10 protein-coding genes and 1 pseudogene are annotated in these 12,011 nt (G+C 38.0%); 4 read left to right on the forward strand and 7 right to left on the reverse strand.

Going from position 1 to position 12,011, the window contains the following annotated elements; all coding sequences use genetic code 11:
- Positions 1–230 precede the first annotated feature (230 nt).
- From EO98_RS10985 to EO98_RS10995, 3 genes are all read right to left on the reverse strand, one after another.
- Positions 231–923 (reverse strand): hypothetical protein, encoded by a 693-nt coding sequence (locus EO98_RS10985; RefSeq protein WP_048137588.1) that lies wholly within the window; start codon positions 921–923, stop codon positions 231–233.
- 1,012 nt (positions 924–1,935) lie between these two features.
- Positions 1,936–2,286 carry a hypothetical protein gene (locus tag EO98_RS10990; protein ID WP_048137590.1) on the reverse strand — a complete coding sequence of 117 codons (351 nt, stop codon included), beginning with the start codon at positions 2,284–2,286 and terminating at the stop codon, positions 1,936–1,938.
- A complete protein-coding gene (locus tag EO98_RS10995; RefSeq protein ID WP_048137592.1) occupies positions 2,283–2,561 on the reverse strand; it encodes a hypothetical protein in 279 nt (92 codons plus the stop codon). Before EO98_RS10995 ends, EO98_RS10990 begins: the two co-directional genes overlap by 4 nt.
- A 313-nt stretch (positions 2,562–2,874) precedes the next feature.
- Here EO98_RS10995 and EO98_RS11000 point away from each other — a divergent pair, with 313 nt between their 5' ends.
- Positions 2,875–3,240: a CRISPR-associated protein Cas1 gene (locus EO98_RS11000; RefSeq protein ID WP_235283456.1), complete on the forward strand. Its 366-nt coding sequence runs from the start codon at positions 2,875–2,877 to the stop codon at positions 3,238–3,240.
- Positions 3,241–3,754: 514 nt separating this feature from the next.
- Here EO98_RS11000 and EO98_RS11005 read toward each other — a convergent pair.
- The 3 genes from EO98_RS11005 to EO98_RS11015 form a co-directional block, all read right to left on the reverse strand.
- On the reverse strand, positions 3,755–5,140 hold the full coding sequence (locus EO98_RS11005) for a hypothetical protein (RefSeq protein ID WP_048137594.1): 1,386 nt from the start codon (positions 5,138–5,140) through the stop codon (positions 3,755–3,757).
- A 39-nt stretch (positions 5,141–5,179) separates the two neighbouring features.
- Positions 5,180–6,040 (reverse strand): hypothetical protein, encoded by an 861-nt coding sequence (locus tag EO98_RS11010; protein ID WP_048137597.1) that lies wholly within the window; start codon positions 6,038–6,040, stop codon positions 5,180–5,182.
- Positions 6,041–6,786: 746 nt separating this feature from the next.
- A complete protein-coding gene (locus EO98_RS11015) occupies positions 6,787–8,244 on the reverse strand; it encodes a cobyric acid synthase (protein ID WP_048137622.1) in 1,458 nt (485 codons plus the stop codon).
- Positions 8,245–8,788: 544 nt separating this feature from the next.
- Between EO98_RS11015 and EO98_RS11020 the strand changes: the two genes are divergently transcribed.
- The 3 genes and pseudogenes from EO98_RS11020 to EO98_RS17920 all read left to right on the forward strand — a co-directional run.
- Positions 8,789–9,940, forward strand: a complete 1,152-nt coding sequence (locus tag EO98_RS11020; RefSeq protein ID WP_048137599.1) for a hypothetical protein — start codon at positions 8,789–8,791, stop codon at positions 9,938–9,940.
- 154 nt (positions 9,941–10,094) lie between these two features.
- Entirely contained in the window at positions 10,095–11,264 is a 1,170-nt protein-coding gene (locus tag EO98_RS11025) for an ABC transporter permease (protein WP_048137601.1), read from the forward strand.
- Between the two features lie 60 nt (positions 11,265–11,324).
- Positions 11,325–11,522 (forward strand): annotated as a pseudogene (locus EO98_RS17920) (hypothetical protein); the annotation flags it as partial.
- A 246-nt stretch (positions 11,523–11,768) separates the two neighbouring features.
- Here EO98_RS17920 and EO98_RS11030 read toward each other — a convergent pair.
- The gene (locus EO98_RS11030; RefSeq protein WP_048137603.1) at positions 11,769–11,981 is read right to left on the reverse strand and encodes a hypothetical protein; all 213 of its coding nucleotides are present in this window, start codon (positions 11,979–11,981) and stop codon (positions 11,769–11,771) included.
- Positions 11,982–12,011: the final 30 nt, after the last annotated feature.

The raw sequence follows: 12,011 nt of genomic DNA on the forward strand, positions 1-12,011 counted from the left end.
ATAAACATACAGAAAGTTCTGGAAATAAACATACAGAAATAAACATACAGGATATGAATTTGCAGCAGATGAAAGGTGTGAAAGAATGGCTCCTTTGAATTATTTCTGATTCTATGGAGTCAAATTCCCTCTTTCCTGCTTTCCCTTTCTGCAAGTACCTTATTACTCAAAGTGATGCTTAAAGAAGCTGCTTAAAGAAGCTACTTAAAGAAGCTGCTTAAAGAAGCTGCTTAAAGGCATTTTCCCTGCTTCTTTTTTCCCACGGAGTCTTCTGCAGGGCTGAGGTAGAACTCCCCCTGATTGTCGATTCCATCTATGGTGTTCTTTATAGTTATTGTGTAGTTGCCCGAGGGAAGGGATTTTGTATCATAACTGAATTTGAAATTCCCTTTCTTGTCAGCTTTTGCAGCTTCGTATTCGGATTCGAACACAAGACTGACATTGCCCTTTGGATTCCCTTTGACATTTCCATCGATTTTCACGAAATAGTTCATCCAGGAGGGCACATTCGACTGAGAAATTTTCGCAAAACCGTCTGAGGCATCAGTATGCCTGGAGAACCATCTCCCCTTCTTTACCCTTACATTGATGTCCTTTACTTCAATGCAGTCATTTTCTCCACTTGCGTTGACACTAAAGAAACTTTTTCCTCCACGTACAGCCGGGGGGACCTTCAGATTGTTTATCTGATAAATGTAATTTTTTCCTGAAACCGGAACAAGTTCTTCATGCAAAATGGATACTTCAATTATTTCTTTAGATGCGGCCTCTCCAGATATTTTTATAACGTCTCCTACGCTGGAATTATCCGGAGATATGCTCCAACTTGTAATATCTGCAGATGCAGGTGCTATTAAGATTCCTGCGGTTGCACAAAACAAGATTATCATAAAGAGAGTCTTTCTCTGAAATGCGTATTTCAATATAAATCCTCCAATTAATGTTTACCTGGCTCTTCATGCAGATATAATCAATAATATTTTATGAGTTTGGATTCCTCATAATTATCTTTGAAAAGCATTTTTATTATTAGATCACACTTCATTAGTTTTAAAATTTTTGCTTACACTGAACTGGGGATAACACTCTTTAAAACTTTAGACTATTTTGTTTTGACATTGTGTTAATTCAGAAGGGAAAACCGGATAAGATTCCTGGAGCTTTTTCTATAAAATTCGGGACCGGGTAAACCATGTAAAACCCTACCAGTGAGACTCTTACCTGTGATATTCTTATAGATCAGATAGAAATCCGAAGGGAAACAACTGCAGTTATTTAAATATGAGTAAAAATAAGGGCTTGAAGGAATTGTTGTACTCAGCCGGGTTTCATATATTAAATTTTTAGATATTATTCTTCATTTTTCCGGGGTTTTTGTGAATAAAATTTAATTTATTTAATGATAGTTATGGATTTTTGAAGTCTGAGTTTAGTGATCTTAGTTCAGTATGATTAATTCATAAGGCATAAATACTTAGCAGCAAAAATAGGTACTGTTGAGTGGTTAACCTTCTGGGATTTATCGCCCTCTACGAGCATGCATACCAAGCCCCAAATGGTATCAAATTTTCTTTCAAAAATACTCCCCATATTCTAACCCCCTAACCGCTCAACACCCTTTTTTCAGGCACAGGATTTCAAAAAGCATTGTAATATTTCTTTTTTCGGACTGCATAACTCCTGGTTTCTTCTGTCTATTACTCTCAGTACATACAAAAACCGAAGCTACAGATCTCCTATAAAAATTCAAACCGGCAGTGTGCCGAAAGTTCTGAAAAATCACAATTATCAAGAAGTTATTGTATAGAAAATTCAATACGTTTCCAAAATCTGAAAAACAGCTATTTTTTAACCTGAAATGTTGCTACTTCTCTTTATCAGGTTTGGTTCATCGAGATAAAATGCAAAAGAAGATAAAACTTGTAAATCACTAATTTACTTTTTATATCCAAACTTTTTGTCATATTTTTTATGGTCAATTATGTCAAGAACCAGTACGATAATTTCAATGCCTGACTCTCCTGCTGTAAGCGTGTAAAGCATTCTCCAAAAATTAGGAAGCTCCACTCTAAACAGGTTTGTAATTCCATATCTGGTCCTGTACTCGGCAGGAATCAGTTTTTTGGCAATAGGCTGCCCATAGTGAACATTATCCTTTAGTAGCTCTACTTTCTGAATGAATGCGTTAAGGATAACTTCCTCCTGCTTTGAGTCTGCTGCTTTGCTCATGAAATTATGATATACATTTGCAGCCTCTGGAGTAAGAATTACTCTGACAGCTTTCATAGTTCAAGTCCCTGAACCACGGCCTTTCTTAAGTTTTCATTCCTGCTGTGAATCCAGGTTATTCCCTTAAGTCCAACAACAATTTTATTTCCTTGCTCTAAATAATCCAGAATGACCATCAGTGTATTGTGATTTACCTGCCTTGGCAGCATTCTCTTGAGTTCCGCAACTGTTACAACGCTGTCCGGGCTGTTTTTAAGAGTATCTTCTACCATAAGAATTGTATTGAGAGTTGGGGAAGGTTTTGCTTTATCAGAACTTGCTGCTTCTGCCATTTCTTTGCCTCCGGTAGATTTGGAATATACTGTAATATTTTGTTTTTTAGTTATTTTTTCATAACAAAAAGTTATTGATTAATAACTAATTGATATTTGTAAATACATGTCTTTTATGGTATAAGGTTCATTGGGCCATTCTGAATTATTATAATTCACGATAGCTGCCGGACCGGACATTCAAATCATCACTGGCTGGAACCTCAAATCCCGATAATTGATTCGGCGCGGCTCTTGCGGAGAGAGTTTTGCACAAAATGACCCCAGCAAAAACAGCTTAGCCTATGATTTCCAGGAGCCTTTCAGGTTCCTTGTGGATCTGGCAGTTATCAGCCTGGTTGAAAGTGGAGCTATGGAAAGTAAAGATCTCATAAGGACTGAAAATTACAATCTAAGGCTAAAACCTACAGGAGCCAGAAAGATTGTTAATGAATTTTCCAATATGCTGAATAAAAAAGTAAGTTACCAGGGAAAAGAAAGCACATGGAGCTATGTTATCTTTCTGAAAGTAAGGGAATTAGCCCATTACCTTACAAGCAAGAAGGACAAACTGGTCTTTGTTAAGCCTGAATATGAAATTGAGAGAATTGATTCTTATGATATAAGGCAAAAGATTCTCAATATTTCTTATGTTGATTGGAAGAAGTTAGGTTTTCTAAAGGTACTTTGCATTATATGAAACAAAATGCCAAGTCAGATAAACCGTTTACTCTCAATGCTCATGTTCTGGACAGAGTAAATAAGTGGGAGGCGTTGGTTTCAAGTCAAAAGTAAAAAACGTATGTTTTTATTGTAAATTGTAAAAACGTAAATTTTACAGTAATATTGTAAAAAAGGTATCAAGAGAAATTGTATATTTTTCAGTAAAATAGTAAAACGGTATCAATAGAGGTTGTAAAAGGGTTGTAATATTAAAAATTGGCTCTTCGCTGTTTCGAGTGGGTAACTTGCATTCATCCCTAAATGTTGAAGTAGCACATCTAAAATATAGAAACATTTGTTGTTGAAAATCACATTCATTTTTGATGTTTCTCTTTTTGGCCTGGCTACTTTAGACTAAGCAATTATTTTCAACCCACACAAAACAGCGAAGAGCCATTAAATTTCATATCTCTTAGTAAAATTTGATAATATAGTTCAATATGGAGAGAGTTAAAGCTTGGAAAAACTTGGTTTTATTAATCATTGACAAATTAACTATTGAAATTTAATTTTTTGGATTTTATCATTATAACTAAACTCAACAGCATTAAAATAATAATAATTAGTAATGTCGGTAAGACAAATTCAAATCTTGTTGGAATCAAGTAAACAGTTGTAACTATTAAAAAGAGAATGATTCCTAGCCACTTATTTGGTTTGTTTACAAAGTATTTGTTGTTGCTACACTTGCAGAGTATATGTAATATGAAAAATCCTGATACGTATAAATAGAAAAGAATAGATGTAAATAAACTTGACCAATAAAATATTCCTACCCATGCCATTTTCCCATTAAAAGTAATAGCATCTAAAAAAATAGTTAGATCACCATTTAACATTGGAACTAAAAGATAAATAAGACTCGATGTCAATAGGTCTAAAAATATAAATAAAACCAATGTTCCCTTCGATCCTGATATTGCTTTGTTTAACATATAGCGGGTTTCCAATATACTAAGAGAATCGGCAAGTACATTTAGAAAGAAAAATGGAACGAAATTATATAAAAAGAAACGATTCTCTTTTAGAAGTGGTAATATTAAATTATATTTAAATACAGAACAAAGTACAATTGTAATAAATGAGCTTATTATTACAATTAATGGTGATATTTTAAAAAATGATTTATATTTTTCCATAGCTGAAAAAACAATATACATATAAGCAGCAGGGAAAAAGAAAACGGCGACGATAATTAAACTGATTAAACCATAAAACTTTATGAATTCAGTATATCCTAGATGGAAGATGGGTATATCGGGAAAACCACTACTTGTTATTAACGATTCAGGGGCTAGTTGAATTATTATACCCATTGTTAAAAAAAAGATACCAAAAGACATTGCCCAACACATACTTGCAAAAACACATTTTTTTAAAGAAATTTTTTCATTTCGATATTCGCTATAAGGTTTGTTTTTTAACTTTAACTTGTGTTTTATAAAATATGTTAGCTGATCATATAAATTGTCAAGGGTTGGGATGCTTTCTTTAAATCCTATTGAACCACCAAATGTACTTAAAATAGCCATAAGAGAGCCAAATACTAAACTAATTGATAAAACCTGTATTGTGTTGACGTATTTATCGGTAGCTCCGAATATGCTGAATAAAAACACAATTCCCCAATAAATAAAAATAGAAACCCACAAAAAATTAGAGAATGCAGGGTGTTTGAAGGTGTCAGAATAATATTTATCGAATATATCAATAAATATTTGACAAACGTTTTTTATATCGGAATAACTAAAGCGGGTACTCTGTTTGAGAACATTTTTCATATTTATATTCACTAAGTCATCTTCCTCGTTAAAAAGCTGAGCATAAGCTATACATAGAGTAGCAATAAAACCATAAAATGTAAAATTGAATATCATATGCACTCTACAATAATTCTTCTGATTTTTTCTTTTATATTATACTGATAAATAGAATGTATAAACTGAGTTTATTTGCTTATATTTTGTATTTTCGAATCTTAAATTATAATATCCAGGATCTAATGATGTTGTATTGATATCAATTTTATATTTTCCTGCATCAATTGCTTTTCCAGTCAAACATCCGCTGGATTTTAATGTATTATTTATTTGATTTTTTGAATCTCTTGAATTTAAATTTAAAGAAGATATTTCTTTTAAGTCTCCAGGCTTTTCACTTGATACTGTTATACACAAACCAGTATCCGGTCCTCCCATATTTACAAGAGTGCTAACCAGTGATCCGATTTTATACTCCGAATCAATATCACAAGATACACGTCCAATAGTTAGATTTCCATCATAAGAAGTTACAGATAGTGTACAAAAAAATATAAAACAAAAAAAACTAAGAAAAACAACAAACGTTCTTATTACCCCGATTATATCATTTACATCCTGATAATAATCATCAGGTAATTTAATATAACCATTAAATCTTAAACTAACTAAAAATAATAAAACTGCTATTAAAAATAATACTATTGTCCAAGTAATTACGTCCATCTTAGTAGGTGCGTTTATTTGTGAAGGCCCCATAATATCTAACCGTGGAACCACCAAAAATTCTGCCCAAAAAATAAAAGCAATAACAAATATCAATAAAGAGTGATTTTTAAATAAACCGTATTTAAATCTATATCTATTAATCACATAAAATATTATAAAGATTATAAGAAATGTGATAAAATAAGGATACCATTTTCCTAAGTAAATATAGAGATGCTGAGGAATAGGATAATTTGGAAAATAAGTTATAAATTTGACTATAGATTCAAGAATTTGAACATAATCCATAAGCTCGGTCCTTCTAATTATAGTCGATTAAATCTATTTGTTAATAACTTTTTCGATATTCGTCTGAGTCAACGCTGTACCTATTTTTAATTTCTGTTATAATATTCTTTTAAAAACACATTTGTTTCAAAAATTATAGAGATATACAAATTATAGCCAATTACCGCAGTAGATGCAAACTATGTAGAACTTTTTACAGCATTTTGTAAAAAGAGAAATAGTTTTATTTATATTAACATATTAAATCAAAAATTGTAGAAAAAGAGTTTTTTTAGTTGAGGCAATTTTTAAATTTATGATTGTGCATAACTCCTACAAAAGCGTACACTTTTTTTGAGTTACCTATATCCCATTGAATTAGTGCGAGGGATGTAATCGAATCTTTTGAATTGAAGCAAAAAAACAGGCACTCCTTAAATTAATCAAGGGTGCGATATATCGTCCTTACCCAATTAAGTAGAAAAAATTCTAAAAAATAGTTCGCGAGAAAATTATTGAACGTTGAGTGGGTTCTGGCGAGTAATTATGCCTCCGCGAGCATTATACTTTAACCCGAGTACCATTTTTTTCAGTTTCGATATTCCAGTATCTTTTCCGGAACCCGCTCAACACCTATTTTGAATTATACCTCAACTCCAGCTTTTTTCAGGTAAAATTGCTATAAAGGCTTCAGGTACTGCGGAATAAGCAGCACCTGTTTGAGCGTGTTTCCGGTAATTTATTTCTCTTTGCGGGGGAGGGGATTTTCAGACCCCTGAAATCTCGTAGAACTTTTCCATGTCAATGTTTTGCTCAAATACACTTGCGAGTTCGTCATAGGCGTCTTTTTCGCTTACGATCTCTTCAGGCGTGTACTCAAGCCCTTTTTTCTCGCAGAGATATTGAACAAGGGCATTTCTTATATTTCCGTTATCAAAGAGGCCGTGAAGATATGTGCCGATTACCAGGCCTTCTTCATCAATAGCTCCGTCGTCTCCGAAAACGGTGCGGGCTGAATCCGTAACTCCCATGTGGATCTCGTAACCTTTTATCTCTTCACCGTCAATGGGGTTCAGGATGGGACCGTGGCCGTTAACTTTCTTTGTTACCTGGACTGTTCTCTTTTCATAGGCTCCGAATCTGGTCCCTATATCCAGGAGGCCGAGGCCTTCAAATTCGGCTTCGACTCCATTTTCCACTCCGGAATCAAAGATGGTCCTGCCAAGCATCTGGTAACCGCCGCAGATCCCGAAGATTGGGATTTTTCCTTTGAAGGCCCGGATTTTTTTGTCCATGCCGCTTGCCCTGAGGTCGAGAAGGTCATTGACCGTGTTCTTCGTGCCGGGGATCATGATCGCATCAGGGGTTCCGAGTTCTTCGTCAATGTCTACGTAACGGACTTTTACGAGCCCCTCAAGGGGTTCGAAGTCCGTAAAGTTTGAGATCCTGGGCAGGCGGATAACTGCGATTTCAATTTCTTTTTCTGTCTTTGAACCTTCTTTATCCCCGAGTGAGACCGAATCTTCTGAGGGGATGCGGAGCTTGAAATGGGGAAGGACTCCGAGCACCGGGATTCCGGTTTTTTCCTCAAGCTGCTTAAGTCCGGGCCTCAGGATTTCAGGGTCTCCCCTGAACTTATTGATTATAAGCCCTTTGACGTTCTTTTTTACATCTTCGGGCAGAAGGGCAACCGTGCCGTAAAGGCTTGCAAACACGCCTCCCCTTTCAATATCCCCTACAAGGATTATGGGAGCCTGAGTGAGCCTGGCAGTACCTATATTTACGATATCCCTTTCATAGAGGTTGATCTCTGCAGCCCCTCCGGCTCCTTCCATAACAATGATGTCGTGTTCTTTCCAGAGCCTTTCGAGAGCCCCTTTAAGGACTGCATGCATCTCCTCAATGGAATCGTAATACTCGCCTGCACTCTTGTCAGCATAGGGTTCGCCCAGCAGGATTACCTGGGAAACACGGTCCCCTTTTGGCTTCAGGAGGACAGGGTTCATGTCCGCAGTAGGTTCGACACCTGCGGCTTTTGCCTGGATTGCCTGTGCAATCCCGATTTCCTTTCCGTCTTTTGTGATCCAGGAATTCAGGCTCATGTTCTGGGCCTTGAAGGGGGCAACCCTGTAGCTTCTGGACAGGATCCTGCATATGGCAGTCACAACTGAACTTTTACCAACATGAGATGCGGTTCCCAGGATTAAGAGGCTTTTCTTCTCCATTTTTACCATACCTTCTGGTCGAACACGTGTTTTTTATATAATTCAGGTGGAACTAAAAATATCATTAAAACCGACAGTGAGATTTTTGTTCTCAGGGTAATAAATCAAGTAAACTTGCTTAGATTAAATAATTGTCTTCTTATACTTCAACTAAAGAATAAATACTTTCGGATTCGCTGCAGGTTTTGTTTATTTAGTTCAAAAAATTATTTATTTCTCAAATTTTTTATCTGCTCAACCATCTTTCCTTTAATCTTTATTTTGTGACCCCCTATTAACCGGTTGATTATCCCTAAATTTCTGGCTTCTGATTTTTTCTCTGTTATTTCAGGCTTCTAATTTTTTCTCTGTTATTTCTGGCTTCTGATTTTTTATCTGTTATTTCAGGCTTCTGTTTTTCTCTGTTATTTCAGGCTCTGATTTTTCTCTGTTTCTACTTGCGGGCTGGAGAGAATAATATGTTAATCCATATGTTTATCCGGCTGCATTTCGTTTAAATAAGATCAGAACAATCTTTTTGTTATTGAATCGGGGAAAAAAGACCATGAAAGCCGTGCTTTTCTTACTTGTTTTATTTCTTATTTCGGTCCTCCCGGCCTCTGCAGCAGATGCCTCTCAGGTCGATGGAACAGGTTCAGCCCGCATAGCCGAACTCTACAGCGACCTCGAGTCCTTTGATGTAACACTCTACTCAAGCCAGCCGGAGGAGAACCTGACTCTTGAGGTCTCTCTGCTCAGGCCGGAAAGGGGGAATGAAGAGGTCATTGCTGAACAGGCCTTTTCAACTGGCAGTTTTCCTGCGAATACGATGGTCATGAAAGTTGGCTTCTGGGAGATCAGGAATGCCGAACGCGGGGCTTACACCCTGAAGGCAAGGCTTCTGGAACAGGGGAACGTGCTTTCAGAATCGGAATATAGTTTTGTTTACGGCAGCAACTCCGCTTCCAGACTTCAGGTCGATGACCTTGTCCCCAACTCCGAAGGGATCACTGTTGCGCTCTCCCCCAACCAGGCTTCACTTTTTGATCTCGAATACATGCTTATAGATGGGCACGATGTCATTTACAGTACAAAAACTGAAAAGGCATCCCTGACAAGTTTCCCGGAAGCTTTTTCCGCATCCTGGGGTACCCTCCTCGAAAACAATAAAGAGTATACGGGAAGGGTGAAGGTCCGGGTCTATTCTCCCAGTAGAGGGTTTATCGCTTCAGCAGAGAATTTCACTTCCAGAGACGATGCAGAGATTACTGATATCTATCAAGATGAGACCGGAGCAAGTGCAACTGTTTTAGGGCGTTCCCAGGTGCCTTTTGGAGGAAACCTGGTTTTTTCCGTATATAAACTGCAGGGAACCTCAGGATCTGGCAGATCCGTGTTTGTTGAATCCGTCCGGGAAAGAGTCCCCGTACTGCTGAATGATGATGATGAGACCGTTGAGGTTGCCTGGAAAGAAAGGCTCACGGAAGGGGTCTACAGGCTTGAGATCGAACTTTTCGGCAACAATGGAGATGTTATCGAACGCAGGGAAACCATTATTGAGTCCGATCTTTCCCCCTCAAATGCAAGTAAGGTAAGCCCCGGCACAGGGAACGAAACCCCGGGAGAAAACGGTGGAAACGGCATCCCTGGCTTTTCGGTTGCTGCCGGGGTTGCAGGGCTTGCCATGGTTTTCGCCCTTTTCAAAAAGCTGCATTAAAACCCGTTTGTGTAAAAGCACAGATGTACCACAGATGTACCAATCAGGAAAAAATCCTGAACAACATCCGAATAAAGCTCAAAACAGCTAAAAAAGCTCAAAACAGCTAAAAAAGCTCAAAACAGCTAAAAAAGCCAAAAAAGCCGTGAATCCCATGCGCTATGAACTCTTTATTGCCCTAAGGCAGATCCGGGCAAGAAAATTCCAGACTCTCCTTTCGGTAGGCGCAATAGCTCTTGCTGTGATGGTACTCACGGTTTCCCAGGCTCTCATGGTTGGTTTTACAGGGGAGCTTTACGACACTACCGTAAACAAACTCCCTCAAGTCTCGGTCTCTCCGCAGGAAGGTGAAGATCACATCTACCTCTACAGGAATCTCATGGAGGAGATCAGTTCAATCGAAGGAGTTACTGCAGTTTCTCCTTTCCTTACGGGGCAGGCTTCTTTCCGGTTCAAGGACAATTCCCTCAATGCTGAGCTTAAAGGGGTGGTCCCTTTAAAGGAAAATGAAATCAGCTTGATTGAAGAAGATATTGTAGAAGGCAGTTTCCGGGAACTCGAGTTCTCAAGAAATACAGTGGTTATCGGCTCAAGGCTGGCAGATAAACTTGAAGTTAATCTGGGCGATTCCGTAGATGTATCTTTTCCGAATGCAAATCCTCTTTCTCTTAGAATTGTGGGGATTTTTCATACTGGCTCCCCTCTGGACGAGTCTCTGACCTATACTTCCCTGGATACTGCCCAGCAATTCTATGATGTCCCGGATGTGGTTAATGGCATTTCAGTCCGGCTCAGGGATTTTAATACGGATCGGGAAATCGCAGCCGAGATCGGGAAAACCGGTTATAAGGCAAAAGGCTGGACCGAGACAAACCCTGCAATCCTCCGTACCATTGCTATCGAAAGCACTTCAAACAACGTTATATATGGCCTTATTATCGTAATAGCCTCTTTTGGCGTGGTCAGTACCCTGAACCTTTCGGTTATCGGTGCAACGGGCCAGATAGGCATGCTCCGCGCCATGGGTGCCCCGGTCTCAAGCATCCAGAAGATTTTCATTCTCCAGAGCGGGATTCTCGGCCTGCTGGGCGCCCTTTTCGGTACTTTTGCAGGGGTCCTTATAGCCCTGGCAATAGGTGGGTATGAAATCCCGGCAGCTTCTTCAGATGTCTACGGGGGTATTACCTTTATCCCGATTGTTGTCCGCGCTCAGGACATCGTGTTAATTATTGCTGCCGTTTTCCTGCTGAACCTGATTACCGGAATTTATCCTGCGCGACAGGCAGCGAAGCTGGACCCTGTAAAAGCAATAAGCACACGGTGAAAAAAACACAATGTTACAATTCCGGAGGTTACGTTGGAGTACATTCCGGAGGTTATATGTTGGAACACAATATTTGCAGAGAATGCATCAGATTTGTTGACAGTAATCCTTCATAGATGCGGAATTCAAAGAACTTTTGAAACTATAATGAGTGTTATATGAAAAATGAGCGGATATGAAAGTCAAGCATTGGATCTGCATGTAAACAGAGAAAAGTTTAGAGATGAACGGGGTTGGACAAGAAATGAAGTGGTTTGAATATACAATGAAGTGATTTGAATACAAAATAAACGGGATTGAATTATAAATAAAGTTGTTCGAATAATAAATGAAAGTTGTTTGAATAAGAAATAAAGGGGTTTGATCCAAAAAAAGAGTGCAAGGGGAAGGAAATAAATCCTTAAACGATGACCAATGAAGAAATAATAAATAATTTACAGCCTTTCCTCAACTCATTCTTCCATTATTCCTTTGCCTGATCTTTTCTGGTCAGATCTTCTGCATTTACTTCTTTTTTGAATTTTCAGGAAGTTTTTTGTCAGGAGTAACTCCGTAATATTTCGTCCTTGCAGCTCCCCAGATACAGCCGTTTTTCCCGAATATCTTCAGTTCGAGGTTCTGGATAGATTTGCAGATACTGTTACCTGATCTTGCTCCTTTGCAGACAATACAGAGTTTTTCACAAAAAACAGGGGGATTCCCCTTATTTTCAACCATTTCCTCGTCCCCGATTATTCGCGTTCTTCA

It is taken from the genome of Methanosarcina sp. 2.H.T.1A.6, assembly GCF_000979455.1.
GTDB lineage: Archaea > Halobacteriota > Methanosarcinia > Methanosarcinales > Methanosarcinaceae > Methanosarcina.